Annotated in this window: 25 protein-coding genes, 1 tRNA gene and 1 other RNA gene; 10 read left to right on the forward strand and 17 right to left on the reverse strand. The window is 67.7% G+C overall.

The window, feature by feature from the left end; genetic code table 11:
• Window positions 1-70 precede the first annotated feature (70 nt).
• The 5 genes from QJS31_RS20230 to QJS31_RS20250 form a co-directional block, all read right to left on the reverse strand.
• A complete protein-coding gene (locus QJS31_RS20230; RefSeq protein ID WP_282786120.1) occupies window positions 71-919 on the reverse strand; it encodes a hypothetical protein in 849 nt (282 codons plus the stop codon).
• 9 nt (window positions 920-928) lie between these two features.
• Complete coding sequence (locus tag QJS31_RS20235; protein ID WP_282786121.1) at window positions 929-1498, reverse strand: hypothetical protein; 570 nt, start codon at window positions 1496-1498, stop codon at window positions 929-931.
• A 71-nt stretch (window positions 1499-1569) separates the two neighbouring features.
• Complete coding sequence (locus tag QJS31_RS20240; RefSeq protein ID WP_282786122.1) at window positions 1570-1695, reverse strand: hypothetical protein; 126 nt, start codon at window positions 1693-1695, stop codon at window positions 1570-1572.
• A gap of 65 nt (window positions 1696-1760) precedes the next feature.
• Window positions 1761-2015 carry a hypothetical protein gene (locus tag QJS31_RS20245; RefSeq protein ID WP_282786123.1) on the reverse strand — a complete coding sequence of 85 codons (255 nt, stop codon included), beginning with the start codon at window positions 2013-2015 and terminating at the stop codon, window positions 1761-1763.
• The gene (locus tag QJS31_RS20250; RefSeq protein WP_282786124.1) at window positions 2012-2257 is read right to left on the reverse strand and encodes a hypothetical protein; all 246 of its coding nucleotides are present in this window, start codon (window positions 2255-2257) and stop codon (window positions 2012-2014) included. The genes QJS31_RS20245 and QJS31_RS20250 overlap by 4 nt, the downstream gene beginning before the upstream one ends.
• Before the next feature lie 164 nt (window positions 2258-2421).
• On the opposite strand from QJS31_RS20250, the gene QJS31_RS20255 reads away from it, so the two are divergent.
• Window positions 2422-3624, forward strand: coding sequence for a helix-turn-helix domain-containing protein (locus tag QJS31_RS20255; protein ID WP_306357396.1), 1203 nt, complete (start codon window positions 2422-2424; stop codon window positions 3622-3624).
• A gap of 192 nt (window positions 3625-3816) precedes the next feature.
• Here the strand turns inward: QJS31_RS20255 and QJS31_RS20260 are convergent.
• Both QJS31_RS20260 and QJS31_RS20265 read right to left on the reverse strand, forming a co-directional pair.
• A tRNA-Ser gene (locus tag QJS31_RS20260) sits at window positions 3817-3902 on the reverse strand.
• A 54-nt stretch (window positions 3903-3956) separates the two neighbouring features.
• On the reverse strand, window positions 3957-5030 hold the full coding sequence (locus QJS31_RS20265) for a hypothetical protein (RefSeq protein ID WP_306357397.1): 1074 nt from the start codon (window positions 5028-5030) through the stop codon (window positions 3957-3959).
• 99 nt (window positions 5031-5129) lie between these two features.
• Between QJS31_RS20265 and ffs the strand changes: the two genes are divergently transcribed.
• Both ffs and QJS31_RS20275 read left to right on the forward strand, forming a co-directional pair.
• Window positions 5130-5224: signal recognition particle sRNA small type (ffs, locus tag QJS31_RS20270), an RNA gene on the forward strand.
• A gap of 153 nt (window positions 5225-5377) precedes the next feature.
• Window positions 5378-6673: an aminotransferase class I/II-fold pyridoxal phosphate-dependent enzyme gene (locus QJS31_RS20275; protein WP_306357398.1), complete on the forward strand. Its 1296-nt coding sequence runs from the start codon at window positions 5378-5380 to the stop codon at window positions 6671-6673.
• 102 nt (window positions 6674-6775) lie between these two features.
• On the opposite strand, the gene QJS31_RS20280 is transcribed toward QJS31_RS20275, so the two are convergent.
• Window positions 6776-7618 (reverse strand): methyltransferase domain-containing protein, encoded by an 843-nt coding sequence (locus QJS31_RS20280; protein ID WP_372341673.1) that lies wholly within the window; start codon window positions 7616-7618, stop codon window positions 6776-6778.
• 162 nt (window positions 7619-7780) lie between these two features.
• On the opposite strand from QJS31_RS20280, the gene QJS31_RS20285 reads away from it, so the two are divergent.
• Window positions 7781-8359 (forward strand): HhH-GPD-type base excision DNA repair protein, encoded by a 579-nt coding sequence (locus QJS31_RS20285; RefSeq protein WP_282785126.1) that lies wholly within the window; start codon window positions 7781-7783, stop codon window positions 8357-8359.
• Between the two features lie 7 nt (window positions 8360-8366).
• On the opposite strand, the gene QJS31_RS20290 is transcribed toward QJS31_RS20285, so the two are convergent.
• Window positions 8367-9911 carry a wax ester/triacylglycerol synthase domain-containing protein gene (locus QJS31_RS20290; RefSeq protein ID WP_282785127.1) on the reverse strand — a complete coding sequence of 515 codons (1545 nt, stop codon included), beginning with the start codon at window positions 9909-9911 and terminating at the stop codon, window positions 8367-8369.
• A 105-nt stretch (window positions 9912-10016) separates the two neighbouring features.
• Here QJS31_RS20290 and QJS31_RS20295 point away from each other — a divergent pair, with 105 nt between their 5' ends.
• On the forward strand, window positions 10017-11645 hold the full coding sequence (locus QJS31_RS20295) for a cytochrome bc complex cytochrome b subunit (protein WP_282785128.1): 1629 nt from the start codon (window positions 10017-10019) through the stop codon (window positions 11643-11645).
• Window positions 11646-11815: 170 nt separating this feature from the next.
• Here QJS31_RS20295 and QJS31_RS20300 read toward each other — a convergent pair whose 3' ends face one another.
• Window positions 11816-12025 carry a DUF397 domain-containing protein gene (locus tag QJS31_RS20300; RefSeq protein WP_029932862.1) on the reverse strand — a complete coding sequence of 70 codons (210 nt, stop codon included), beginning with the start codon at window positions 12023-12025 and terminating at the stop codon, window positions 11816-11818.
• A gap of 393 nt (window positions 12026-12418) precedes the next feature.
• Here QJS31_RS20300 and QJS31_RS20305 point away from each other — a divergent pair, with 393 nt between their 5' ends.
• From QJS31_RS20305 to QJS31_RS20315, 3 genes are all read left to right on the forward strand, one after another.
• Window positions 12419-12934, forward strand: a complete 516-nt coding sequence (locus QJS31_RS20305; RefSeq protein ID WP_282785129.1) for a DUF309 domain-containing protein — start codon at window positions 12419-12421, stop codon at window positions 12932-12934.
• Window positions 12935-13037: 103 nt separating this feature from the next.
• Window positions 13038-13991 (forward strand): tRNA glutamyl-Q(34) synthetase GluQRS, encoded by a 954-nt coding sequence (gene gluQRS / locus QJS31_RS20310; protein WP_282785130.1) that lies wholly within the window; start codon window positions 13038-13040, stop codon window positions 13989-13991.
• Window positions 13992-14044: 53 nt separating this feature from the next.
• Window positions 14045-14776 carry an RDD family protein gene (locus tag QJS31_RS20315; protein WP_306357399.1) on the forward strand — a complete coding sequence of 244 codons (732 nt, stop codon included), beginning with the start codon at window positions 14045-14047 and terminating at the stop codon, window positions 14774-14776.
• 96 nt (window positions 14777-14872) lie between these two features.
• Here the strand turns inward: QJS31_RS20315 and QJS31_RS20320 are convergent, their stop codons facing one another.
• Entirely contained in the window at window positions 14873-15451 is a 579-nt protein-coding gene (locus QJS31_RS20320; RefSeq protein ID WP_306357400.1) for a DUF4190 domain-containing protein, read from the reverse strand.
• A 49-nt stretch (window positions 15452-15500) separates the two neighbouring features.
• Here QJS31_RS20320 and QJS31_RS20325 point away from each other — a divergent pair, with 49 nt between their 5' ends.
• Window positions 15501-16271 (forward strand): queuosine precursor transporter, encoded by a 771-nt coding sequence (locus tag QJS31_RS20325; RefSeq protein WP_143983237.1) that lies wholly within the window; start codon window positions 15501-15503, stop codon window positions 16269-16271.
• A gap of 43 nt (window positions 16272-16314) precedes the next feature.
• On the opposite strand, the gene tgt is transcribed toward QJS31_RS20325, so the two are convergent.
• The 6 genes from tgt to QJS31_RS20355 form a co-directional block, all read right to left on the reverse strand.
• Entirely contained in the window at window positions 16315-17565 is a 1251-nt protein-coding gene (tgt, locus tag QJS31_RS20330; RefSeq protein WP_282782830.1) for a tRNA guanosine(34) transglycosylase Tgt, read from the reverse strand.
• 59 nt (window positions 17566-17624) lie between these two features.
• Window positions 17625-18608 carry a saccharopine dehydrogenase NADP-binding domain-containing protein gene (locus QJS31_RS20335; RefSeq protein WP_306357401.1) on the reverse strand — a complete coding sequence of 328 codons (984 nt, stop codon included), beginning with the start codon at window positions 18606-18608 and terminating at the stop codon, window positions 17625-17627.
• A gap of 143 nt (window positions 18609-18751) precedes the next feature.
• Complete coding sequence (locus tag QJS31_RS20340; RefSeq protein ID WP_306357402.1) at window positions 18752-20713, reverse strand: ABC transporter ATP-binding protein; 1962 nt, start codon at window positions 20711-20713, stop codon at window positions 18752-18754.
• A 138-nt stretch (window positions 20714-20851) separates the two neighbouring features.
• Window positions 20852-22585, reverse strand: coding sequence for an ABC transporter ATP-binding protein (locus QJS31_RS20345; RefSeq protein WP_306357403.1), 1734 nt, complete (start codon window positions 22583-22585; stop codon window positions 20852-20854).
• A gap of 102 nt (window positions 22586-22687) precedes the next feature.
• Window positions 22688-23236 carry an Rrf2 family transcriptional regulator gene (locus QJS31_RS20350; protein WP_081592155.1) on the reverse strand — a complete coding sequence of 183 codons (549 nt, stop codon included), beginning with the start codon at window positions 23234-23236 and terminating at the stop codon, window positions 22688-22690.
• 36 nt (window positions 23237-23272) lie between these two features.
• Complete coding sequence (locus tag QJS31_RS20355; RefSeq protein ID WP_282782820.1) at window positions 23273-23794, reverse strand: TetR/AcrR family transcriptional regulator; 522 nt, start codon at window positions 23792-23794, stop codon at window positions 23273-23275.
• Between the two features lie 276 nt (window positions 23795-24070).
• Here QJS31_RS20355 and QJS31_RS20360 point away from each other — a divergent pair, with 276 nt between their 5' ends.
• On the forward strand, window positions 24071-26404 hold the full coding sequence (locus QJS31_RS20360; protein ID WP_282782818.1) for an MMPL family transporter: 2334 nt from the start codon (window positions 24071-24073) through the stop codon (window positions 26402-26404).
• Window positions 26405-26424: the final 20 nt, after the last annotated feature.

Below are 26424 nucleotides of genomic sequence, written 5' to 3' on the forward strand. Positions count from 1 at the left end.
CAGCGCGGCCAGGCTCCGCCTGGCCGCCGCAGCCGAGCAGCCGAGCAGCCGAGGCAACGGAGGCCGGTCGCTATCGCTCGCGCGCGATGCCGCGCTCGATTCCCCGTGCGTTCCGCCCCGCACGGGTCGTACCGCCACGCGACGCCACATCCTGATCTTCGCGCACAACCTCGCCAGGCATCGGACCGGACCGGAGCAGGATATTGATCACTTCGTCGGGTGCCCGCGGCATCTTCGCTCGTAGCGCCTGTTCCTGTGCTTCCCGCGCGAGCCGAAGCTCTCGTGCCGCCTTCTCGGCCACCGCGCGGGCCGCAGCTTCCTGAGTCCTGGCGATCTCGCGTGCGCGCTCGGCACGTTCCCTGGCCCGTTCCTGCTGGCGCAGCCGGGTGGAGTCGAACAGCTCGAGCTGTTGCCCCCGCGCTTCCTTCTCCAGCTGCTTGCCGAGAGCGATCGCGCGATTAACTTCCTCCCGGGTGGCCTTCTCGACGGTGAACCTGCCGGGGAACAACGCGAGCATCTTGTCCATCTGGCGTTGAACAGCGGGATCGACACGCGCGTCCACACGGATCAGCCAGCCGCCGCGCGCATTCGGATCGGCCTCGAGGATGTGCCGATCCTTCGCCAACTGGAGAAGGCTGTCCGCGCGGATGTGACGGCCCGACTTGTATTCGGAGAACTCTCGCCCGCCGCGATCACGGGCGGTGTCGTGCACCCGGTCACCGAACGGGGTGCTGATCCGCTGCTCGTTCTTCCAGCCGTTCTCGCGCGTCTCGCCGCGCATCTGGGCCATGCCGCGATGGAAGAGGCGGCCCTTCTCGTTGTGCTTGCGACCCCGCTCGCGCTCGCGCCGTCGTTCTGCCTGCTGTCTGCGAATCGCTTCGGCTTCCCTGCGCCGTCGGGATTCGTCATCGGTGGACATGGCATCGGGCTAGGCGAGACCGTGCTGCTCCCTCACTTCTCGGAGGTCGTGCGGTAGCCCGTGCGCGTCGGCGTAAGCGATTGCGCGGGAGTAGATTTCCGTGCCGATCTCCAGGAAGAAGTCCGGGCCGTCGTCTGCTTCCACGGCCCGGAACAACCAGTCGGTGATGTCGTCGGGAGACGCACCGTGGCGGTACCCGATCGCCGGAGTGAAGCGCATCCCGTACAGCACGCTTCCATCCTGGAAACTCTCGTTGAACCACTCGCCGCCCGCCCGCTGACGCAGGGTCTCGCCGATATAGCACACGAACTGATCGGCAAGGTCAGCGTTGTCGGGCTCGGTGAGTGCGTCCCCGTCGGGCAGCAGGTGCTCGAACGCATCGGCTACCCAGTTCAACATCGTGTCGCTGTAGCGGTCCGCCTCCGGCATCGGCGGAACTCCCGGCACCGCGGGTAGGGTAGCGGCGAACAGCCTGTCGACTTGGGCGGCGATCCGCTCGGGCCGCGCCCACTCCTGCCATGCCGGATTGTTCTGGGCTTGTTCGTCGAGCCATTCTGAGGTTGATGCGTCGTCGCTCATGGCCGAGGCCCCCTCGCGTCGTGTCAAGGTCGAAAGATACTACTTCTGGGTCTTATGTCGGATCGCGTAGGTCATGCCACCGCCCGATGCCGACCGTTACCCGCAGCGTCGGTCCCGTGTGCGGCCTCGCGGGCAAGCCGCTCGATCACCAGGGCGACGGTCAGCTCGTCGGCCGGGACGGGCTTGCTCTGCCGCATCACCAACCACCACAGCGCGTACACATTTCCGCCAATTAGTAACGTCCACAACAGAATTGAGATCATCAGTTCCCCTCGACTTCATGGTCTGCAACCGAATCGGGCTCGACGTCGATCACCTCGGGCTCGCCACCAGCCGGCAGCGCGAGCGCGTCATAGACGTCGCGCCCCAATTCCTCGAATTCACAAACAGGCCAACCGCTGTCATCGATCGGGCGCAGCACCCCGTCGCTGCCGTGCACGAACGCCATCGGCCCGCCGGTGCGCTCGTGTGCCTGCTGGCACTGGTCGAGGCGGCCGGGTACGCGCTCGCCCGTCACACCCGTACCTGCCGTCTATTCACACCCACCGCGGCGGCGAGTTCGCGGCCGGTGGCGGTGATCTGGTAACGCGCTGATCCGGACGGGCACACGACCGCGCCGCGATTGGCGAGCTCGCCGACCGCGATCCGCGTGCGTAGTCCGAGGCATCGGGCTTCGCGGGCGAGCTGATCGACCGACAGCGCCCCGCCGTGGATGAGAGCGAAGAGGATCGCCTCTTGCGCCTTGCTGACTCCCCGCATGCTGGTCCTCCTGAGAACCGGATTTCGCTGGGCTACCCGGCGGCGAAGCCTCGAATGTGAGCCCCGCCACCAGGGGCAATTCCGAGCCTGCGACAAATCCCCGATGCGAACTCCCACAATCTGTGGGAATCTGGCGATCAGGGGATCGACTGATTGGGGCGATCATGGGTGACCCGAACGACGGCGTCGGCAAGCGGATCTCGACCGCGCGCAAGATGGCAGGGATGACACAACGCCAACTCGCGGCGAAAGCGAACGTGTCCTACTCGGCCGTCTCGAAGGCCGAGAGCGGCGAACGCGCCGCGACAGCGCCGCTGATCGCCGCCTGCGCCAAAGCCCTGCGGGTGAGCATCACCGACCTGACCGGTCAGCCCTACACGCCCACGACCAAAGCCGACCGCGAGCTGCACGCCGCGATCTCCCTGCTGCGCAGCGAACTCGTCGCCTACGACCTCGACGACCCCGATCTCAAGGTTCGGCCGCTGCCGCAGATCACCGAGGATGTCCTCGCGGTCCGGCGTATGCGCCGCGACGTCGCCGCCCACAAGCTCGCCGCCGCGCTTCCACATCTGCTGACCGAAACCCGCGCGCTGGCCCACCGCAAACACGGGCAGGTCGAAGGCGACCGCGCGTTCGTGCTGCTCGCCGAGCTCTACTACTCCGCGCGCTCGATGGCCCACAAACTCGGATACCTCGACCTGTCCGCCATGGCGATCGACCGCATGTCATGGGCGGCGGAGAAGTCCGGAGATCCGCTGTGGATCGCCGCGAGCCAGTTCCACCGCGCTTCCCTGCTGACCTCCGGCGGCGACTACCGGAACGCGCTCGCCTTCCTCGAACGCAGCCGCGCCGAGGTCGAAGCCCGCCTCGGAACCGGCGAGGAATCCGACCTCATCGCCTGGGGCGGACTGCACCTCCAATCGGGCTTGGCCGCAGCACGAGCCGGAGACCAGGGCGCCGCCGATGCCCACCTCGCCGAAGCAACCGACACCGCCGCCCGGCTCGGACACGACCGCGACCCTGTGCTTACCTTCGGGCCGGTGAACGTGGCGATCTGGGGTGTTTCTCTCGGCGTCGAGGCGATGGACAGCGCGAAGGCGCTCGACCGCGCGGCGTCGCTGGTGCTGCCGCCCGGCACGCCGCGCAGCCGATCCGGACACCACTACATCGACGTCGGCCGGGCGTGGCTGCTACAGGGCGGTCATCACCGCGACGTCATGAAAGCGCTGCTGACCGCGAAGAGCATTGCACCGTCGATGGTTCGGTACCACCCGATGGTGCACGAGACCGTGCTGCAACTGGCCCGTGAGGAAGCACGCGCCACCGAGAGCGTGCGCGGGTTCGCCACCTGGTGCGGGCTCACGTAACAGCTCGGCCGCCATCCGCTCAGCTGCGCCGCAGTGCCCTCGCCCGACCTCTGCCTCGCCGACCACGTCTCAGGGCACGCCGTCGTCTCCAGCATCCCGCCGATCTGCCTCTCGGCAACGGCCGCGTCCATTTCATCGCCGGAAATGCCGAAGGGCCTCGTCCGGATCGATCCGGACGAGGCCCTTCGAGAGCGGAGGATAGGGGATTTGAACCCCTGAGGGCTGTTAACCCAACCCGCGTTCCAGGCGAGCGCCATAGGCCACTAGGCGAATCCTCCGCTGAGCAATATAGCGGCTGATCCGGGTGTACGGCAAAACGGGCAGCTGAGAGGCTATTTCTGCGGGAGGGCGGCGAGGGCCTTCTGGACCTGCTCCTTGGCGATCTGGCCGACTTCCTCGGTGCTGATCGTGTCGGCGCCGGCGCGCGCGATGCTGATCTCCACCTTGACCGACACATTGCTGTCGCGCACCGCGACCGTGTAGTCGAGGTTGTTGCGATAGCTGGAGTCACGGGTCTCGGTGTGCCAGTAGCCCTCCTCACCCAGGCCCGTCACATCGCCCGAGGCCAGGCCGCTGCCGGTGGAGCGGGTGTCGTATTCCTTCCAGCGCTTGTAGTCCGGGTCGGGCTGGTAGTACTTGCTGCCCGCGGCCAGGAAGGACACCTCGAGTGTGATGTCGGCGTCATTGTCGACGTACTTGTCGGAGCTCGGCTCGGTGTAGCTCGCCTTGCACTCGAGCTTGCCGCCGGAGTAGGAGGTGGGCTGGGTCTCGGTGTGCGTCGGCGAGCCCTCCGGGGTGCGCGACCACCGGGTCAGCGCGGTCGGGTCGATCAGTGAGCAGGCGTTGGCGACATTGTCCATCGTGTACTTGCCGTCGGCATTGGCGTTCTCGGTCTCACCGCCGGCGGTGTTCGGGGAGTCGTCGCCACCGCTCATGAGGGCGATGCCGCCGATGGCGACAGCGACGATCACCACCAGGCCGATAATGCCGCCGACGATCAAACCGGCCTTGTTGCCGCCGGACGGCGGGGGCGTCGGATAGCCGGGGTAGCCGGGCTGGGGAGCCGGACCGGAGGTGTAGGGCTGCGCTGGCCCGGCGGCGAACTGCTGCACCGGGGCGGGACCGGAGGTGTAGCCCGGCTGGTAGGTCTGCTGCGGGGGCGGCGTGTAGCCCATGCCCCCGCCGTAGTTGAGCATGGTGGGATCCGGTGCGGATGGCTGCGGCGCACCCTGGTTGAGCATGGTCGGGTCCGGAACCTGTTGTCCCGGCGCGTAGTTCAGCATGGTCGGATCACCGGTGGCCGGCTGGGCATCGGCTGCGGCGGGTGGGGTGGACCACCATTGGGCCGTCTCGGAGTGATTTCCGGGGTTCTGCTCGCCGCCCGGTGGTGGATTCGTGCCTGTCACTGCCTGTTCCCCTCGATGTAGAGCGGGCCCTCCCCGCAATGTCCGACAGATCGTAGCGACCCCGGGCGGCGGGCGGCTCAGTGAGCGGCTACACTGGCCGACGGATCCAGCGCGGCGCGCATCCTGTGAACTCCCCCAGGGCCGGAAGGCAGCAAGGGTCAACGGGCTCTGCCGGGTGCGCTGGGTCCCCTTTTCATTTCCGGGCCGGTTTTCTCCGCTCGCCGATCGGCTCCGCGTATATCCCTCCCACTTCCGCCTGCTCGCCGAGTAACGTGGGCGGCTGGGTCCGCGGACCCCCATCGCGGACCCCAAGGAAATCGACCCCACGCCGTTGGAAAGGCCCGAGGATGCCCCGGCAGACGCAAATCGGTTTGATGAGCCATGCGGAACTCGTATCGGAACACGAGACGCAGGACGCGAACTACGCGAAGCTCAAGACCGAGAAGCTCACGCTGGATCTGACCCGGGGCAAGCCCGCGCCCGAGCAGCTGGATCTGTCCGCGGATCTGCTCTCGCTGCCGGGCGTCGACGACTACCGGGACGGCTCGGGCACCGATGTGCGCAACTACGGCGGACTGCACGGTCTGCCGGAGCTGCGCGCCATCTTCGGCGAACTGCTGAACATCCCGGTGGAGAATCTGCTGGCGGGCAACAATGCCAGCCTGGAGATCATGCACGACATGGTCGTGTTCGCCATGCTGCACGGCACCGCGGATTCGGAGCGGCCGTGGGTGCAGGAGCCGGTGCGCAAATTCCTGTGCCCGGCACCGGGTTACGACCGGCATTTCGCCATCACCCAGTCACTCGGCTTCGAGATGATCCCGATCCCCATGCGCCACGACGGTCCGGACGTGCACGCCATCGCCGAGTTGGTGGCCGCCGATCCGACCGTCAAGGGGCTGTGGGCGGTGCCGAACTACTCCAACCCCACCGGTGTCACCTTCTCCGAAGAGGTGGTGCGCGAACTGGTTTCGATGCCGACCGCGGCCGCCGACTTCCGGCTGTTCTGGGACAATGCGTACGCTGTGCATCCGCTGACCGATACCGCCGACCCGGTGCTGGACGTGCTGGGCATGGCGGCTGCCGCCGGTAACCCCAACCGTCCCTTCGTCTTCGCCTCCACCTCGAAGATCACCTTCGCGGGTGCGGGCGTCAGCTTCGTCGGCGCGTCCACCGCCAACCTGGACTGGTACCTGAAGCACGCCGCCAAGCAGAGCATCGGCCCCGACAAGGTGAATCAGCTGCGTCACCTGCGCTTCTTCGGCAACGCCGAGGGCGTGCGCGCGCATATGCAGAAGCACCGCGCCATCCTGGAGCCGAAGTTCAAACTGGTGCTGCGCATTCTGGAGGACCGTCTCGGCGCGTCCAAGGTGGCGTCGTGGACCGAGCCCAAGGGCGGCTACTTCATCAGCCTCGACGTGCTGGAGGGCACCGCCAGCCGGGTAGTGGCGCTGGCCAAGGACGCGGGCATCGCGCTGACCCCGGCCGGTGCGTCCTTCCCGTACGGCAAGGACCCCGACGACAAGAACATCCGCATCGCCCCGAGCTTCCCCAAGGAAGCGGAACTCGAGAAGGCCATGGACGGCCTGGCGACCTGCGTCCTGCTCGCCGCCACCGAGAAGCTGCTCGCGGACGGGAAGTAGGGACGCCCGCCCGCGAACGAGCCGCGGCGCGCACCGGATCTCGGTGCGCGCCGCCGGTCTTCTCCGGATGAACTCCGCCGTCGGGCGGCGTGAACTCAGCCGTCAGACGGGTTTGTGCGCGAGGACGGCGAAGATGGTCACCGACAGGTGGATATCGCCGGAGGCGGCGCCCGCCTCCAGGTCAGCCACCAGCTGGTCGCGCTGCTCCTGGGTGATGGCGCGGCGGGCGACGGCCATATCGGCGACGCGGGCGACCAGTGCGCCCGCGCCCGCACTGCGGTCCTGGACCAGCGCGTGCGAGCCGATGTCGTCGATGACCAGTCCCGCCCGGGTGAGCTGCCCGGCGAGCTGGCGGCCCGCGTAGGGGTTGGTGGTGCTGGCGATCATGGTGTCGATGACCTCGTTCACCACGCGGCGGTCGCCGGGATGCACGATGGCGGTGCCCCAGTCGCTGTCCATCACCACGACGCGACCGCCGGGGGCGAGCACGCGGGCGATCTCACCGGCGGCGCGGGCGGGCGCGGTGAGGTGCTGGAAGACCCGTTCGCACAGGGCGACGTCGAAGGTGTCGTTGCCGAACGGCAGCCCGTAGGCGTCACCGGACATGAATTTCGCATGGGAGCCGTGGTCGGCGGCCCGCCGTTCGGCGGCGGCCAGCAGGGCCGGGTCGGGTTCGACGCCCATGGCCAGGCCGGTGGGGCCGACCCGGTCGGCGAAGGCCAGCACCTCGGACCCGGTGCCGGAGCCGATGTCGAGGGCGCTTTCGCCGGGCTGCGGGGCGAGCGCCTCATGGGCCCAGTGCCGCAGGCTGCGGATGGCGGGTAGTGCCGCGCGTAGGTCGCGGACGTCGACGAGTTGGTCTTGGCCGTTCTTGTCGAACCGATCCGGTGCCAGCCCGGACCGCGTGCCGTTATGCGGCACGGAGCCCACTGTGGGGGAGGCCATAGTGTCAGGCATGGGCCGAGCCTACTTGTGTTCGGGGACGACGCATCACAAGGTCTGTGATATGCGTCACGATAGCGCTCTTCGCCCGGTTGCGCACGGATGCGGCCGCCGTCGCACCCCTTCTCGCTCGACAGTGCGTGCCGAAGTGCGATGATCGATGCCATGGCGACCCGCAAGCTGTGTATCGCGCAGGATCCGCAGGCCGATGAGCTGCTCTCCACCGACGACTTCGCATTGCTCGTCGGCATGGCCCTGGACCAGCAGTTCCCCATGGAGCACGCGTTCCGCGGCCCGCAGAAGATCGCGGACCGGATGGGCGGTTTCGACATCCACCGCATCGCCGCCGCCGATCCCGCCGAGTTCGAGGAGATCGGGGCCACGCCGCCCGCCATCCACCGCTACGGGCGCTCCATGGCACGGCGGGTGCAGGAGTTGGCGCACTACATCATCGAGCACTACGACGGCCGCACCGCCGGCCTGTGGACCGACGGCGACCCGGACGGCAAGGAAGTCCTGAAGCGCCTCAAGGCCCTGCCCGGCTTCGGCGACCAGAAGGCCCGCATCTTCCTGGCACTGCTGGGCAAGCAGGACGGCCTGGCGGCGAAGGGCTGGCGCGAGGCCGCCGGCGCCTACGGCGAGCAGCACTCCCGCCGCTCGGTCGCCGACGTCACCGACGCCGAATCCCTGGCCCAGGTCCGCGAGTTCAAGAAGCAGGCGAAGGCCGCCGCCAAGGCGGGCTGACCGGCGCTCACGAAGGGGTTGTACGCACCGAGCGCAGCGCGGCGACCACCTCGGTCACGGCGGTGGACAGCAGACGGACGTAGGTGTCGGGGTCCGGGATGACGACCGGATCGGCGTGCACCGAGAAGGTGACCGTGTCCCCGAGACCGTGGATGCCGTGGGTGAGGTGCATGACGGATCCCAGGGCCGGGAAACCGGCGGTGAAGTGGACGCGGCCGTTGCCGAGGGTCAGGTCGGCGGGGCCGCGGTGGACGCTGGAGACGACGGTGTGGCCCGAAACCTGGTCGGGGAGGATGTCGATCGGGTAGGTGGTGACGTCGCGGTGCAAGAGTAGGGCCGGGAGGGCGGCGGTCACGGCGTCCTGAGCGGCGTGCAAGGGGTGGGTCGCCCGGGTGCGGCGGGTGGCCATGGTCGCGGCGATGCGGTCGGCGCGACGGCACAGGTCGGGTTCGTCGATGGCGAGGTCTACCGAGAGGTCGCGGTAACTGTTGCGTTGGCCGCCGGGGTTGCCGGGGACGGCCATGGGAACCTGAGCGCCGAGGGCGTCGGCTGGCTCGCCCCGGGCGCTGAGGTAGCGCTGCAAGGTCAGTGACACCGCGGTGAGCGCGACGACGGTGACGGTGCGCCCGGGTGTACGCAGGTCCGCCGTGTCGAACACGAGCATGCGGACCGAGTGGCCGGGGACCGCGCCATTGCCGTGCAACAGATTCGGCGGGTAACCGGACGCCGGTGGTGGAAGTTCGTTCCGCTCGGTGAGTTCGGCCAGCTCACGCTGCGCGCGGTAGGCGGTGTAGCCGCGAAATACGGTGCGGGCCATGCCCAGCGGTATGCGGGGCAGCGCGGTCGCCGCAGCGAACCAACTCGTCACGCGATCGGGCAACACCGCGGCCCACTTCCCGGCCGAGCCCCCACTCCCCCGCGCTGCCGTCGCATCATCCGGTGTGGACGGCCCTGCCGATGTGCCGTGCCGACGGTCATCCGACCGCCTCGACGACCTGCCGTCCCCGGCCTGATCGCGGTCTTTCACCCGCTCCACCGCCGTGCGGTTCCCACTGAGCGGCAAGGGGATCGGTGCCGCTTCGTCATGCTCGGTGAACAGCGCGCGGGCGAGGTCGGCGGCGCGGCGACCGTCGGCGAGGGCATGGGAGAGTTGGAGGACAGCCACGATGACGGGACCGGTCGCGGTAGGGGCGTCGGCGACGCCGCGGAACAGGTGCAGCAGCCAAGGGCGGTCGGCGGCGTCGAGGCTGGTGTCCACGAGTTTGCCGAGGGCGGCGAGAAGTTCAGACCAGTCGGATTTTTCGAGCACATGCTCGACGAACTGGCTGTCAGCGAACTCGCAGGGCGTCCAACGCGGATACGCAAGGTTCGCAGGAACGTCCAGCACCCGGACCAGCAAATCTGGAATGCTGGTGGTTCGCTCTGCGATGGCGGTACGCAATTCCGCTGTGGGCACACCGGTATCGGCGAAGCAGTACAGCAGGAACAAATCATTGCGGGTGCGGGTGGACAGCCAGTACATGGTCGCGTCCCGAGGCGCCAGCGAGTTCACGCCCGCGACCATATCGGCCGGAATTCCGGCCCGGCCCAACGGCACTGCGTGCTACCGTCTGTAGTAGAAGTATTTCACTCTCCTGCGGGGGCGGGGTGACCGCGAATGGCAACTTCACGTGCGGGTCGTCGAGCGGCCGAACAAGCCGATGCCATGGATGCGCGGTATCAAGCCGCCGCATTCCTGAAACGATCCATCAACAAGGTGTTTCCGACCCACTGGTCGTTCCTGCTCGGTGAGATCGCGCTCTACACCTTCATCATCCTGCTGCTCTCCGGCGTGTATCTGACGTTGTTCTTCGACCCGTCCATGGCGCACGTCGTCTACGACGGCACCTACCAGCCGCTGCGTGGCGTCACCATGTCACGCGCCTACGAGTCCACCCTGGAGATCTCCTTCGATGTGCGTGGCGGACTGTTCGTGCGGCAGGTACACCATTGGGCCGCACTGCTTTTCACCGCGTCCATGATCGTGCACCTGTCCCGCGTCTTCTTCACCGGCGCGTTCCGGCGACCGCGCGAGGCCAACTGGGTACTCGGCTCACTGCTGCTGATCATCGCCATGTTCGAGGGCTTCTTCGGCTACTCGCTGCCCGACGATCTGCTCTCCGGCACCGGGCTGCGCGCCGCCTTCGCGGGCATCACCATGAGCACGCCGATCATCGGCACCTGGTTGCACTGGCTCATGTTCGGCGGGGACTTCCCGGGGACCATCATCATCCCGCGGCTCTACATCGCGCACGTGCTGCTGTTCCCCGGCATCATGATCGCGCTGGTGGCCGCGCACATCGCGCTGGTCTGGTACCAGAAGCACACGCAGTACCCCGGCCCGGGACGCACCGAACGCAATGTGATCGGCACCCGCATCGTGCCGGTGTTCTCGCTGGACCAGGGCGCGTTCTTCGCGTTCAACCTGGCGATCCTCGCCTTCATGGGCGGGCTGTTGCAGATCAATCCGATCTGGAATCTCGGGCCGTACAACCCCTCCCAGGTGTCGGCGGGTACGCAGCCGGACTTCTACCTCATGTGGACCGACGGATTCCTGCGACTGTTCCCGCCGTGGGAGCTGTACATCTTCGGCCATACCGTGCCCGGCGCGTTCGCGGTGGCCATCCTCATGCCGCTGATCTTCGTGCTGCTCATCGCCTATCCGTGGATCGAGAAGCGGCTCACCGGCGATCGCGCCCACCACAACCTGCTGCAACGCCCCCGGGACGTGCCCACCCGCACGGCGATCGGGGCCATGTCGCTGACCTTCTACCTCGTGCTCACGCTGGCCTGCGTCAACGACATCATCGCGCTGGGATTCCATATCTCGCTCAATGCGACGACCTGGGGATTCCGTTTCGCCCTGCTCCTGCTGCCGCCGCTGGCCTACTACGTGGCCTACCGGCTCTGCCTGGGCCTGCAACGCAGTGACCGCGCGGTTCTCGAACACGGCATCGAAACCGGTGTGGTGCGCCGACTTCCGCACGGCGAGTACATCGAACTGCACCAGCCCCTGGGCCCCGTCGACGCCCACGGCCACCCGATCCCGCTGGAATACCAGGGCGCCCGCGTCCCCCGAAAGATGAACGAACTGGGCATCGCGGGCCGCCCCGGCACCGGCGCCTTCTTCCGCCCCGACCCCGACGCCGAGCGCGACCTACACCGAGCTAACGAACAAGAAGAAGAACACAAGCAACTAGCCGTCCTCCGCCGCGCCCAGGAAGAAGGCAACGGCCACCCCCACTAACCGCAAGCACCCACCCGAACTCCGAGGTACACACTCCGGGGTTCGCGGCGCGTCTCGGTTCTGGACTGACCAGAGCGGAGGAGGGAAGCGGGGGAGCGGCGGGAGGGAAGAATCGAGACCTCCAGCGCCGCGAACCCCGCCCGGAGCGCAGCGGAGGGCAATACATACAGTCAGGCGCGTTTGAACTCTCCGTCGGATACGCCCATCACGAACGCATCCCACTCGCCCGGCGTGAATGCCAGGATCGGGCCGTGGCCGTGGTCCTTGCTGTCGCGGACCGCGATGTTGCCGTCCCGCAGAAACGCCACTTCCACACAGTTTCCATTCGGTCCGCTATGTTTGCTCTTGCGCCATGAGGCGCCTGCCAAATCCACCTTCACGGTTCTAGCTCCTTTGCTGCATCATGCGTGAGTTCTTGCTGGCATCGTTCTCGTGACAGGCCGGAAGAGGGTGAAATCCGGCTTCCGCAGTGCGCCTGAGGTAGCACGCAACTGTGCCGTCAACTCGTTCTCTGCACTTCACGACGGGAATGCTCCCCCGATGACCATTCCCGGGCTAAACAGTAGCAGGGTTCGTCAACAGGAGATCGCATTCTTTCGAATTCAACCAGCGAATGCGTGGCAAAGTTTGCTGGCAAACTATTTGCCAGATAATTGCAGAATGCCTGAACGGGCGAATATCGGGTGGCACATGTTTATTGCGGGTGGGTGTGCGCATCCGGGTGGCAAACCGGACCGCCGCCGCTGTCGCGCACATCCGGGATGATGGAGGCCATGGCCGATGCACCGCATGCCGACGACTCCCGGGACCGTGACGAGAGCGGACGTGCGCGGAATGCGCGTCCCCGTGATCGTTTCGGCCGCCCGCTGCCCATGGGCAGTGTCGGCGTACCTCGCATACCGGACGATCTCGAACTCGCACCCGCGGAAACGCTCGAGTACGCCCAGCAACTCCTCGATGCGGGGCTCGCCTTCAACGCCCATGAGGTCCTGGAGGCCGCGTGGAAGAACGGGCCGTTCGCCGAAAGGATGCTGTGGCAGGGATTGGCCCAGTATGCCGTTGGCCTGACCCACATTCAGCGGGGGAATCGGAAGGGTGCGCGCACCCTCCTCGAGCGCGCCGTGCACCGCCTCTCGGCCTTCGGACCACCGCCGTACGGTATCGACAGCGCCGGACTCGTCGCCCGCGCGAAGGAGCTCCTCGCAACCTTCGACACCGATACATCCATCGCCGAGGAGAGGTTGCGGGTGCGGCTGACGCTGCTGGCATCGGACCGAGAGCGTGAGTAATCCGCTGACCACCCGCGCCGCATCGGCCGCCGCTCAGGTGCACCCACCCCCGGCATCTCGCCGACGGCCAGGGCTGTGAGTACCGCCGCTAGCATGGACCTACGTGTCCACCGACCAGACCGCGCCCGCCGCATGCCCGGCCACCGCCGTGGGCAACGGCCGGTTCGCGCCCAGCCCCTCGGGCGATCTGCACCTGGGAAACCTGCGCACCGCCCTGCTGGCCTGGCTGTTCGCCCGTTCCACCGGCCGCGGCTTCCTCATGCGCGTCGAGGACTTGGACCGGGTGCGGCCCGGAGCCGCCGAACGGCAGCTCGCGGACCTGGCGGCCATCGGGCTGGAGTGGGATCCGCCGGTGGTGCGGCAGTCCGAGCGGACACCGCACTACGAGGCGGCCATCGCCCGGCTCACCGATGCCGGGCTCACCTACGAATGCTTCTGCACGCGCCGGGAGATCCAGCAGGCGGCCACGGCACCGCACGGTCCCATGGGCGCGTACCCGGGCACCTGCCGCGATCTGACCGCTCGACAGCGCGCCGAACGCCGGGCCGCGGGTCGGCCCGCCGCGCTCCGCTTGCGCGCCGAGGTCCACGAATTCGAGATCACCGACGAACTGCACGGCTCCTACCGCGGCGCGGTGGACGATCTGGTGCTGCGGCGCGGCGACGGCATCCCGGCCTACAACCTGGCCGTGGTGGTGGACGATGCCGAGCAGGGCGTCGACCAGGTGGTGCGCGGTGACGACCTGCTGCCCTCCACACCCCGGCAGGCGTATCTGGCGACGCTGCTCGGCCTGTCCGTGCCGCAGTACGCCCATGTGCCACTGGTGCTGAATCAGGCCGGGCAGCGGCTGGCCAAACGCGACGGCGCGGTCACCCTCGGTGACCGGCTCGACCGAGGCGAAACCGTCGACGAGGTGGTGGGATACCTGGCCCGGTCGCTCGGCTACGCGGCGCACAGCCCGGCCGAGTTGCTGCCCCGTTTCCGCCCGGCGGACCTGCCGCGCGAACCGTGGACACTCGATCCGGATTGGCTTGTTGCGAGCAGTCCAGGTCCGTAACGTACGGATTCGACACCACACCGGACGAAACTTCACATGAGGACGGCGAGACAATGACGAGCGGTGGGTACGACCCCAATCAGTATCCGCAGGGCGGCGACCCGTACGGGCAGAACCCCGGCGGCCAGCCCTACGGCCAGGGCCAGCCGCAGTACGGGCAGCAGCCCTACGGCCAGTCCGACCCCTACAACCAGCAGCCGCCGCAGTACGGACAGCAGCCGTCCGATCCCTACGGCCAGCAGCCGCAGTACGGGCAGCAGCCGGACCCCTACGGGCAGCAGCAACCGTATGGCCAGCCGCCGCAGTACGGGCAGCAGCCCGGTTACGGCGCACCGGGATTCGGTGGCGCGTTCGGCGGCACGGCCCCCGGTGAGCTGTGGCCCCGCCTCGGCGCGCGCATCATCGACGGCCTGATCGTCGGCATCCCCGCGGGCATCATCGGCTGGGTGCTCAACTCCAGCTCCACCACGCTCGGCACGCTGTGGTCGGTGCTGACCCCGGCGCTGCTGTTCGGCTACTTCGTGTTCATGGAGACCCAGCAGGGCGGCCAGACCCTCGGCAAGAAATTGCTCGGCATGCGCGTGCTCGCCCCCGGCGGCGGCACCCTGGATCCGGCGACCTCGGCCAAGCGCAACCTGTTCGTCCTGGCCAATATGATCCCCTGCCTGGGCTTGCTCATCTCGATCGGCCTGTGGATCTACATCGCGGTCACCATCGAGCAGGACCCGAACAAGCAGGGCTGGCACGACAAGTTCGCGGGCGGCACCCAGGTCGTCAAGAGCTGAGTCGTCGACAGCTGAGTCGTCGAGAGCTGGCGACAGCACCAGAGCGGGGGCGCATCCGGTCGGATGCGCCCCCGCTCTCGTCCGTCCGGGGTCGGGCTAGGAGCCGGAGATGACCGCCGCTCCGATGAAGATCCACGCCAGCACACCCAGCGCCAGTCCGACCGCACCGACCCAGATGCCGCCCAGGGCCAGGCCGCGGCCCTCCTGCTGTGACTGTTTCACCTGGTTGAGCGCGGCCACGCCGAGAATCAGGCCGACCAGCGATCCGATCGGCAGGAAGCAGAAGAACAGGGTCGTCAAGCCCAGGATCGACACCACCAGCGACGCGATCGCCATGCCGTTGGTGCTCCGCTGGGGCGCGTACCCGTACGGCGCGTAGCCGCCCTGGGGATAACCCGGTTGTGCCTGACCACCGGACTGATAGCCGTACGGCGGTCCGGGGGCGGGTGCGGGAGTGGGCTGCGGGTATCCGGGCGTGCTCGGATTCGCCTGCGGCGGCGGGTAATTCGGATATTGCCGCGGCGGCGGTGTCATCGGCGGAGCCTGGTACTGCGGCGCCGAGGAATAACCGGCGACCGGGGGCTGCGGTACCGACGGCGAGGAAGGCGAATCGGGCGTGACGCCCTCACCCCCGTACTGCTTCCACCACTCGTCGGAGTCACCGCTATTCGTCATTTGCCCAGCCTATTCCACCGATGGCAGTGACCGGTATCCTCTTCACTTCGTGAGTGATGCATTACCGGCCGAGACGGTCGGACCTGGACGCCCCGCCACCGAACACGCGGCATTCGCGAAGGCGGCGGGGGGCTACTACACACCGGTCGTGGCACTGTTCACGGCAGTTCTGATCATTTCGAATATCTGCGCCACCAAGGGCGTGCAGTTCCTCTCCGACCACTCGTTCAGCCTCGGGCCGATCGAACTCCTCCCGATCACCACCGACGGCGCGTGGTTCCTCTTCCCGCTCGCCTACATCATCGGCGACGTGCTCAGCGAGGTGTACGGCTTCAAGGCCGCGCGGCGGGCCATCTACTACGGCTTCGGCATCCTGCTGCTGATGGTGGTGGCGTTCAAGATCGCCATCGAGCTGCCCCCGGCCGGGTTCTACGAGAACCAGGAAGCCTTCCGCAGTGTGCTCGGCACCACGCCGCAACTGGTGCTGGCCGGACTGGCCGGATACTTCGTGGGCGAGATGCTGAACTCGGCCACGCTGGTCGCGATCAAGGAGAAGACCAAGGAGAAGCACCTGTGGGCGCGACTGCTCGGCTCCACCGTGGTCGGCGAATTCGGTGACACGCTGATCTTCTGCTCCATCGCGGCGACGGCCATCGGCATCAGCACGTGGGGCTCGTTCATCAACTACGTGATCGTCGGGTTCCTGTGGAAGACCCTCGCGGAGGTCATCGTGCTGCCCCTCACCTACTGGGTGATCGGGTACCTGAAGCGGCACGAGCCGTCCTACGCGCCGCGCGCGGAATCGGCGCTCGCGAGCTGACCGCACCGGGTGTGGGGGCTCCGGCTCCCACACCCGGCCGAGATCAGTTGGCCGGAGCCTTGATTCGGCCCTTCCACCGACCGAGGAAGTCGGTCTTGTAGGCGTCGAATTCACCGCGCTCGATACTGCCGCGGATACGGTCCACCAGCCGGACGGTGAAGCGTTCGTTGTGGATGGTGCACAGGGTGGCGGCGAGGATCTCCTTGGCCTTGAACAGGTGGTGCAGGTAGGCCCGGGTGTAGTTGGCGCAGGTGTAGCAGTCGCAGGTGTCGTCGATGGGGGTGAAGTCGCGGCGGAAACGACTGGTGTTGATATTGAATCGGCCCTCGTCGACGTAGATGGCCGCATTGCGCGCCACCCGCGAGGGGTTCACGCAGTCGAAGGTGTCGGCGCCGTTCTCCACCGCCGTGAACATGTCCTCGGGCTCGCTGATGCCGAGCATGTGCCGCGGCTTGTGCTCGGGCAGTTCGTCACAGCACCACCGCACGATGGTGCCGAGATTGTGCTTCTCCAGCGCACCGCCGATGCCGTATCCGTCGAAACCCGTTCCGGCGGCGCCGCGCAACTCCTCCAGATCGCGACATGCCTTGCGCCGCAGGTCCTCGTACTGCGCACCCTGGATGACGCCGAACAGCGCCTGATAGGGCCGGTGCGCGCGGGCCGCGGTGAGCCGCTCGTGCTCATCCAGGCAGCGCTGCGCCCAGCGCCGGGTGCGCTCCAGTGATTCCTCCTGGTAGCCACGGGTATTCATGAGAGTGGTGAGTTCGTCGAAGGCGAACATGATGTCCGCGCCCAGCTGATGCTGGATGCCCATGGACACCTCGGGGGTGAAGCGGTGCTTCGACCCGTCCAGGTGGGAGCGGAAGGTGACGCCGTCATCGTCCACGTGGGCCAGCCGCTCCTTGCCCTTGGCGATCACGTCGTCGTTCTGCACGCCCACGGCCTCCATGGCGAGCACCTTCTTGAAGCCCACGCCCAGCGACATGACCTGGAAGCCGCCGCTGTCGGTGAAGGTCGGTCCCGGCCAGTTCATGAAGCTCGACAGCCCACCGGCCTCGTCCACGATGTCGGGACCCGGCTGTAGATACAGGTGGTAGGCGTTGGCCAGCAATGCCTGCGACCCCAGCTCCTTCATGGCCTCGGGCAGCACCGCCTTCACGGTCGCCTTGGTGCCCACCGGAATGAAGGCGGGCGTGGCGATATCGCCGTGCGGCGTGCTGATCACACCCGTGCGGCCGTGCCGACCGTCCAACCGGGTGCCGACCTTGAAAGCGAAGGATTCGGGGGAAGACACCCAGACATCCTCCCAGCTCCCCGCCGCGCACCCGAGACGGGTCAGCGGCCGCACCCACGTCAGCCCTCGCGGGGCCAGGTGAGGCGCAGGTCGTAACCGTGGGCGGCGACGGCGGACAGGAAATCGGCGGGCTCCACCAACTCCTCGATGTGATGGATACCCGCGGGGAACTCGGAGACGCGCTGGACGAGCAGGGCCGCCACCAGACCGGTGGCGCGGCTCTGCCGGTTGCCTATGAACCAGGCACCGGCGGAACCGGATTCGGCCACCACCGCGAAGCGGTCGGAGCCGAGGTGGACTCGGGTGAGGAGGCGTTCGACGGTGCGACCGCGCAGCAGTCGGGCCAGTGTGGGGCGGCGGGCAGCGGCCAGCACGGCGGTGACGGCGCGGGAGTCGAGGGCGAGGCCGGTGTCGGCGGTATCGAGGCCGAGGGTGCGGCGCAGGGTGTACTGGTCCGAGAAGGGGAAGCGGTGCACCGTGCGCGTGCCTTTCGGGAAGCGCATCCGCCAGGAGCCGGTGAGCTGGCCGAGGCCGTTCAGCGTCCAGCGCACGGCGGCCGGGCCGTGCGCCTCGCCGGAGCCGAGCATCGCGCCGATGCGCACCGTACGCAGCCCCGACGCGGCGACGACCTGACGGGCGAGCAGGTTCGACACCCCGGGGATGAGGCCGACGCTGAGCACGCCGGTCGCGCCCGCCGCCGTGGCGAGGTCGCGCAACTCCTCGAGCGCGGTGATCACCTCGAGCGTGGCCGTGACATCCAGGTAGGCGATGCCGCGCTCGAAGCACGCCCGGGCGATGCGGGCATTGTCGAGTTCGGCGCACATGAGCACGACATCGGCATCGGCCAGCGCGGCGGCCACCTGGTCGGGGTCGGCCACGTCGACGCGCAGCAGTTCGGCTCCCGGCACCGGTCGCGCCCGCTCGGGATTGCGCCCCGCGAGGATCACCCGCTGGCCCGACGCGACCAGATGTGCGGCAGCTTCGCGGCCGACGGTGCCGTAGCCGCCGAGTATGAGGACACGCATGGGCGCGGTGTCGGACATGACACCCCTTTCGCTAGAGCATTACTCTAGCGAGTAAAGCAGGGCGGGGCCGCGCGCGCCAGTGCGACAGCGGGCACGGAGCGTGGCACGCGGGCGGGCACAGCGCACAGGGCGAGCAGGCAGCGGGGCCCGGCCGACGCACGTCAGAACTTCGCCAGCGGTACCGCGTCCGCGTCCGGCTCGTCCGCACCGCCTTCGTCGGTGATGGCGGCGGCGAACTGGGCGTTGTAGAGCCGGTAGTACGCGCCACGGGCGGCGAGCAGGCGTTCGTGGGTGCCGATTTCGACGATGCGGCCCTGCTCCATGACCACGATCTGGTCCGCATCGCGGATGGTGGACAGGCGGTGCGCGATGACGAAGCTCGTGCGGTCCCGGCGCAGCGCCGCCATGGCCTGCTGCACCAGCAGTTCGGTGCGGGTGTCCACCGAGCTGGTGGCCTCGTCCAGGATGAGGATGGACGGTTTGGCCAGGAAGGCGCGGGCGATGGTGATGAGCTGCTTCTCACCCGCCGAGACGCCGGAGCCCTCCTCGTCGATGACCGTGTCGTAACCGTGCGGCAGCGCATGCACGAAACGGTCCACGTAGGCCGCCCGCGCCGCCTCCAGAATCTCCTCCTCGGACGCCTCCGGATTGCCATAGGCGATGTTCTCCCGGATCGTGCCGCCGAACAGCCAGGTGTCCTGCAACACCATGCCGATGCGTTCGCGCAGGTGGTCGCGGGTGATGCGGGTGATGTCCACGCCGTCGATGGTGATCGCGCCCGCGTCCAGCTCGTAGAAGCGCATGAGCAGGTTCACCAGCGTGGTCTTGCCCGCACCGGTCGGGCCGACGATCGCGACCACGTGACCGGGTTCGGCGACCAGGGACAGCTCCTCGATGACGGGGGTGTCGGGCTCGTAGCGGAACGACACCTCCTCGAAGGCCACCCGGCCGCGGTCCACCGGCCGCGAATCCTCCACCTCGGGGTCGGGCACCTGCTCCTCGGCGTCCAGGATCTCGAAGATGCGCTCGGCCGACGCCACCCCCGACTGCAAGAGATTGATCATGGAGCCGATCTGGGTGAGCGGCTGGGTGAAACCGCGCGAGTACTGGATGAACGCCTGCACCTCGCCCAGCGACAGATTGCCCGAGGCCACGCGCAGACCGCCCACCACGGCAATGAGCACGTAGTTCAGGTTCCCCAGGAACATGATGGCGGGCATGATCAGGCCGGAGATGAACTGCGACCGGAACGCGGCGTGGTAGAGCTTGGCGTTGGTCTTGTCGAACTCCGCGCCCACCTCGCGGCCGCGGCCGAAGGCGGTGACGATCTCGTGGCCGGTGAAGGCCTCCTCGACCTGGGCGTTGACCTGGCCGGTGTACTTCCACTGGTCCACGAAGTGCGGTTTGGAGCGCTTGGCGATCTGGGCGGTCACGATGACCGCCAGCGGCACCGTCAGCAGCGCGATCAGCGCCAGCAGCGGCGAGATCCAGAACATCATGAACAGCACGCCGATCACCGTCAGCGTGGAGGTGACCAGCTGACTCATGGTCTGCTGCAACGTCTGTGACACATTGTCGACGTCATTGGTGACGCGCGAGAGCAGATCACCGCGCGGCAGCTGGTCGAAGTAGCGCAGCGGCAGCCGGTGGATCTTGGCCTCGATATCGCCGCGCAACCGCTTCACGGTGCGGTTGATGACGATATTGAGCAGGTACGACTGGAGCCAGCCGAACAGCGACGCGCCGATGAACAGCAGCAGCACCCCGGTGAGGACCATGCCGACGGCCGAGAAGTCCACGCCCACACCGGGAACCACGTCCATGCCGGAGAGCATGTCGGCGAAGGTGGTGTCGCCGCTGGCGCGCAGCTGCTCGACCACCTGCTCCTTGGACTGTCCGGCCGGAAGCTGTTTGCCCACCACACCGTCGAAGATGAGGTTGGTGGCCTTGCCCAGGATCTGCGGCCCCAGGGTGTTCAGCACCACCGAGACCACCGCGAGCACGAAAATGACTGTGAGCGAGGCCCGTTCGGGCGCGAGCCGCCGCAGCAGCCGCTTCAGCGACGGACCGAACGATTTGGCTTTCGCGTCCGGAGCGCCCGGATTCGGTGCCCCGGGCCTCATCGCGCCGCCCTTCCCTGCGGGACACCCACACCCGGTCGGCACGACGAGAGGCTCCGCCCAGTGTGTCTCATCGCGCCGCTCCTTCCTGCGGGACACCCGCACCCGGTCGGCACGACGAGAGGCTCCGCCCAGTGTGTCTCATCGCGCCTCCTCCGGGCTCGGCTGCGATTCCACGATCTCGCGGTATTCGGTGCAGTCGCGCAGCAGTCGGTCGTGGGTGCCGAGGCCGACGATCGCGCCGTCCTCCAGCACCACGATCTGGTCGGCCTCGCGCACGGTCGAAATCCGTTGCGCCACAGTGATCACCGCCGCATTCGCGGTCTCCGGCCGCAGCGCCTCGCGGACCCGGGCGTCGGTGGCCACGTCCAGGGCCGAGAAGCAGTCGTCGAACAGGTAGATGCGCGGTTTGCGCACCAGGGCGCGGGCGATGGCGAGGCGCTGGCGTTGGCCGCCCGACACCGTCGTACCGCCCTGTGCCACCGGCGTTTCCAGGCCCTGCGGCATATCCCGCACGAAGTCGGCCGCCTGCGCGATCTCCAGGGCGTGCCAGAGTTCGGCGTCGGTGGCGTCGGGCTTGCCGTAGCGCAGATTCGACGCGATCGTCCCGGAGAACAGGTACGCCTTCTGCGGCACCAGGCCGATCTGCGCGCGCAACTGCTCGAGGTCGATATGCCGCACATCGGTGCCACCCACGTAGACCGCCCCGTCGGTGACGTCGACGAGCCGCGGAATCAGATTGATCAGCGTGGTCTTGCCGGAACCGGTCGAGCCCACCACCGCGGTGGTGGTGCCGGGATCCACCCGGAACCGGATGGCCCGCAGCACCGGCTTCTCCGCACCCGGGAACTTGAATTCGGCGAAGGCGAAATCCACCGAACCCGGATCGGATTCGAACGGCCGCGGCAGCGGCGGCGGCAGCACCGAGGATTCGGTGTCCAGCACCGCCCCGATGCGCTCGCCCGACACCGCGGCGCGCGGGGCCATCATGGCCAGGAAGGAGGCCATCATGACCGCCGTCAGGATCTGCATGATGTAGGACAGCATGGCGGTGAGCGAACCGATCTGCATGGTCCCGGCGTCCACATGGTGGCCGCCGAACCAGATCACGCCCACCGCGGTCACATTGGAGATCAGCATGACCAGCGGGAACATCAGCGCCATATAGCGGCCTACGTACAGCGCCTGTTCGGTCAGCTCGGAATTGGCGACGCCGAAGCGCCAGGTCTCCTGCCGCTCCCGCACGAAGGCCCGCACCACGCGGATACCGGTGATCTGCTCGCGCAGCACCCGGTTCACCGCGTCGATCCGCTCCTGCATGCGCCGGAAGCCGGGCACCATGCGGGTGATGATGAAGGCCATCGACAGCCCCAGCGCGGGCACCGCGATGAGCAGCAGCCAGGACAGGCCCAGATCCTCGCGCAGCGCCATGATGATGCCGCCCACGCACATGATCGGGGCCATCACCAGGATGGTGGCGCTCATCAGGATGAGCAGCTGCACCTGGTTCACGTCATTGGTGTTGCGGGTGATCAGCGAGGGCGCGCCGAACATGCCCACCTCGCGCGCGGAGAAGCTGCCGACGCGGTGCAGCAGGGCCGCGCGCATATCGCGTCCCGCGCCCATGGCGGCCTGCGCGCCCAGGTACACCGAGGATGCCTGCGCGACGATCTGCACACCGGTCACGGCCAGCATCCACAGGCCGGTGTTCCAGATGTAACCGATATCGCCCTGGGTGACGCCGTAGTCGATGATGTCGGCGTTGAGCCTGGGCAGGTAGAGCATGGCGAGGACCGAGATCAGCTGAAGCACAACGACCCCGGCCAGCTGTGACCGGTAGGGCGCCAGGAAGGTGCGGAGAAGTCTGATCAACATGATGTTCGCAGGCTACCCCCGATGCGGCGCACCCGTCCCCGAGAATTGTGGGGGCAGCGCACCGCCGCCCAGAAAAGTGAAACGAAGCCTTCCGCAGGCGGGTCAGATATCCGGACGGTCCAGGTCGCGCCACTCGCCGTGCGGGCCCGCCTCCGGGTCGCGCCATTCCCCGTGCGGGGCGGTGTCCAGCGGGCGCGGACGCCGGGTCCAGGCATCGGGATCGCGCAGCAGTTCATCCAGGAAGGTCGGCAGCAGATCGTTGCCGATATCGGCGATGCTCACCCGCTCCAGCACCGAGCGGATGTTCACCCGCAGCGCGATCCACACCCGCTGCAACGGCTCGGCCACCCCAGGGTACACCACGTCCTCGGGCCGCTGCCCGCGCACCGAGGCCAGCGGCCCCTCCACCGCGCGAATCACATCGGCCACGCTGATCTCGCGGGCGGGCCGGGCCAGCCGGTAGCCGCCCTCGGGACCGCGGCGGCTGGTGACCAGTCCCGCCTTGCGCAATTCGGCGACCACCGACTCCAGCACCTTCGGCGGGATCTCCTGGGCGGCCACGATCACGTCGGCCTTCACCGATTGCGATTGCGCCCGGGCGATTTCGACGAGTATCCGCACCGCGTAGTCGACTTTCGCGGTGATGTGCACAAGGGGCTCCTGAGTTCGGTACGGCGAAAGAAGAATTTAGCGCGCCGGGATCAGAACTCCGAGCGCCGCGTCCAGGAGTACGCGTTCGACCAGCTCCTCATCCACATCCGGCGCGATCTGCTGCGACAACAGCGCGGTTTTGACGACGTCCAGGGCCGCGCTGGCCCGCAGCAGCGCTTCGGGATCGGCATCCGGTCCGGCCAGCCACCGGCACAGCTTGCTGTGCATCTCGAGCATCTGCTCGTAGTTGTGGCCGATGGCATTGCCGACCGCGACGCCGTCGTTGACGAACATCCGGCCGATGGGGCGGTGATCGAGCATGGAGCGCAACTGGCGGGTGAGGATCTCGCGGACGGCGTCACGGCTGTATTCCCGCTCGTCGATCTCGGCGGCCATGGCGCGCATGTCCTCGAAGACCGGTTCGATCACGGCCAGCAGCAGATCCTGTTTCGAGGAGTAATGATAGTAGAGGGACGCCTTTGTGATTCCCACCTCATCGGCGACCTCCCGCAAGCTCGTCTGCTCGAAGCCCCTGGTGGAGAAGAGCCGAAGTGCCACATCCCTGATGACGTCTTTAGTGCCTCTACCTGCGGCGATATCTACAGCAGGTTCTCGTCCGGTCATGGGATGATCCTCTCACCACTAGTCTGTACTGCGAGTAGCGCCACCGGAATTGAGGTTGTTCCTCCGCTTAGGCGCTGGGTAGTCTACCTACCGCACGGTAGGCAGAAAACGTCAGTCTGGAGGCGGAGTGCGCACGCGGCACCCGCAGGGAGTGCTGTCTACGAGTAGCTCGACACCAGCACACGCACAGCCAATCGCCAGGAGACCCTCGTGTCCGTATACCTCTACCGCTGGGGAAGGTTCGCCTTCCGCAGAAAGTGGATAGTCATACCGGTGTGGTTGACCCTGCTGATACTGCTCGGCGGTATCGGCGGTGCGCTCTCCAAACCGTTCCAGGACCAGTTCACCATGCCCGGACTGCCGTCCGAGCGGGCCACCGAAATCCTCGACGAGCACTTCCCCGGCATGTCGGCCGCCTTCGACATGAATGTGGTCACCGGCACCTATGTGGTCGGCGCACCCGAGGGCGAGAAGCTCACCGATCCGCGGAACGCGGCGGCGCTGCAGGCGTTCGTGGACAAGCTGTCCGCCCTCGACATCGTCGACAAGAGCAAGCCCGTCGTCAATCCGATCACCGCCACCGAGGAGATCGGCAAACCCGCGGATATCAACTGCCTCACCGGCGATCGTGACAGTCCGGGCTTCACCGCCGTCTGCGCCAGCGCGCCGCTGAACGTACTCAGCGAGACCGTGCCGGACTCGGTGGCGACCGTCGAGGTCAAGTACTCGATTCCGAGTTTCGCCGATGTCACCCCCGCCGACCGGGAGAAGGCGCACGACGTCGCCGCGGATGCGCAGGCGGCCGGACTCGAGGTGTACCTGACCGGCAGCATCGCCCAGGAGCCGGAAACCGGCGGCGCGGCCGAGCTCATCGGTATCGCGGTGGCGCTGGTGGTGATGGCGGTGGCCTTCGGCGCCATCGTGGCGGCTTTCGTGCCGGTGCTGACGGCCCTCATCGGCCTGGGCTCCGCGATCTCGGTGATCCTGTTCGGCACCCACTGGCTCACCCTGCCGACCTTCACGCCGATCCTGGCGTCCATGATCGGCCTGGCGCTGTCCATCGACTACGCCATGTTCATCGTCTCGCGCTACAAGCACGAGCTGAGCGTGGCGGATTCGCCGGAGGAGGCCGCCGGCACCGCGGTCGGCACCGCCGGCTCCGCGGTTATCTTCGCGGGTCTGACGGTCGTCATCGCCCTGGCCGCGCTGAGTATCGTCGGCGTCGGATTCCTCACCTACATGGGTATCTTCGGCGCGGTCGCGGCGGCGTTCGCGGTGCTGGTGGCCGTCACCCTGCTGCCCGCGCTGCTGGGCGCGTTCGGCAAGTACCTGTTCAAGCCGAAGCTGCCGCTGGTCGCCAAGCACGATCCCGAGGACGACACCGCCGTCACCAACGGCATGCGGTTCGCCCGTCTGATCGCCAAGGCTCCGGTGCTGGCGTTGGCCGCCGGTGTGGTGGTGCTCGGCCTGCTGGCCGCACCCGCCGCGAATATGCAGCTGGGCCTGCCCGGCGGTGACTCGTACCCCGCGGGCAACCCGATGCGCGAGGCGTACGAGTTGCAGACCAAGGGCTTCGGCGAGGGCTCCAACGGCACCCTGATGGTGGCGGTGGATCTGACGAATGTGCCGCAGGACCAGCGCGAGGCCGCGGTCACCGACCTGCGTGAGCGGCTGGCGGGCTACGAGGGCATGGACTACCTGACCGCGACCATGCCGAGCGAGGACGGCAACGCGGCGCTGTTCACCGGTGTCCCCGATGCCGGACCCAACGATCAGACCACCAAGGATCTGGTCGAGCACGCCCGCGACGCCGAGCGGGAGTTCCACGACAAGTACGGCATGGAGTACGGCATCACCGGGACCACCGCCATCTACGCGGATGTGTCGGCGGCGCTGCTGAAGGCCGTCGTCCCGTACCTGTCGCTGGTGGCCGGGGCCGCGTTCCTGCTGCTGGTGCTGGTGTTCCGGTCCATCCTGGTGCCGCTGACCGCCGCGCTCGGCTTCCTGCTGTCCATGGCGGCCACCTTCGGCGCGACCGTGCTGATCTTCCAGGAGGGCGCGTTCGGGCTGTTCGAGGGCCATCCGCTGGTCAGCTTCCTGCCGATCATGCTGATCGGCCTGGTATTCGGCCTGGCCATGGATTACCAGGTGTTCCTGGTGACCCGCATGCGCGAGGAGTACGTGCACGGCAAGTCCTCCAAGCACGCCATGATCAGCGGCTACCACCACGGCGCCCGCGTCGTGACCTCGGCGGCCATCATCATGATCTCCGTCTTCGGCGCGTTCATGCTCCAGGAGAACGTGGTGGCCAAGTCCATGGGCTTCGCCCTGGCGGCGGGCGTCTTCTTCGACGCCTTCATCGTCCGCATGGTCGTGATCCCGGCGCTGCTGGTGCTCATGGGCCCCTACGCCTGGTGGATCCCGAAGTGGCTGGACCGCATCCTCCCCGATATCGACGTGGAGGGCGCGAAGCTCACCGCGATGCGGGAGAACAAGTCGCGGGACGACGCGGCCGCACTGGAGAAGGAAACAGCGGGCGTCTGACGCCGCTCATCGACGACTCG

The organism is Nocardia sp. CC213A (genome assembly GCF_030766805.1).
Lineage (GTDB): Bacteria > Actinomycetota > Actinomycetes > Mycobacteriales > Mycobacteriaceae > Nocardia > Nocardia otitidiscaviarum.

Excerpts from the sequence above, each read along its gene's own strand:
- QJS31_RS20230 (WP_282786120.1), bottom strand. The coding sequence starts at position 919 with ATGTCCACCGATGACGAATCCCGACGGCGCAGGGAAGCCGAAGCGATT.
- QJS31_RS20235 (WP_282786121.1), bottom strand. The coding sequence starts at position 1,498 with ATGAGCGACGACGCATCAACCTCAGAATGGCTCGACGAACAAGCCCAG.
- QJS31_RS20240 (WP_282786122.1), bottom strand. The coding sequence starts at position 1,695 with ATGCGGCAGAGCAAGCCCGTCCCGGCCGACGAGCTGACCGTCGCCCTG.
- QJS31_RS20250 (WP_282786124.1), bottom strand. The coding sequence starts at position 2,257 with ATGCGGGGAGTCAGCAAGGCGCAAGAGGCGATCCTCTTCGCTCTCATC.
- QJS31_RS20255 (WP_306357396.1), top strand. The coding sequence starts at position 2,422 with ATGGGTGACCCGAACGACGGCGTCGGCAAGCGGATCTCGACCGCGCGC.
- QJS31_RS20275 (WP_306357398.1), top strand. The coding sequence starts at position 5,378 with ATGCCCCGGCAGACGCAAATCGGTTTGATGAGCCATGCGGAACTCGTA.
- QJS31_RS20280 (WP_372341673.1), bottom strand. The coding sequence starts at position 7,618 with ATGGCCTCCCCCACAGTGGGCTCCGTGCCGCATAACGGCACGCGGTCC.
- QJS31_RS20285 (WP_282785126.1), top strand. The coding sequence starts at position 7,781 with ATGGCGACCCGCAAGCTGTGTATCGCGCAGGATCCGCAGGCCGATGAG.
- QJS31_RS20295 (WP_282785128.1), top strand. The coding sequence starts at position 10,017 with ATGGCAACTTCACGTGCGGGTCGTCGAGCGGCCGAACAAGCCGATGCC.
- QJS31_RS20305 (WP_282785129.1), top strand. The coding sequence starts at position 12,419 with ATGGCCGATGCACCGCATGCCGACGACTCCCGGGACCGTGACGAGAGC.
- QJS31_RS20315 (WP_306357399.1), top strand. The coding sequence starts at position 14,045 with ATGACGAGCGGTGGGTACGACCCCAATCAGTATCCGCAGGGCGGCGAC.
- QJS31_RS20320 (WP_306357400.1), bottom strand. The coding sequence starts at position 15,451 with ATGACGAATAGCGGTGACTCCGACGAGTGGTGGAAGCAGTACGGGGGT.
- QJS31_RS20335 (WP_306357401.1), bottom strand. The coding sequence starts at position 18,608 with ATGTCCGACACCGCGCCCATGCGTGTCCTCATACTCGGCGGCTACGGC.
- QJS31_RS20340 (WP_306357402.1), bottom strand. The coding sequence starts at position 20,713 with ATGAGGCCCGGGGCACCGAATCCGGGCGCTCCGGACGCGAAAGCCAAA.
- QJS31_RS20345 (WP_306357403.1), bottom strand. The coding sequence starts at position 22,585 with ATGTTGATCAGACTTCTCCGCACCTTCCTGGCGCCCTACCGGTCACAG.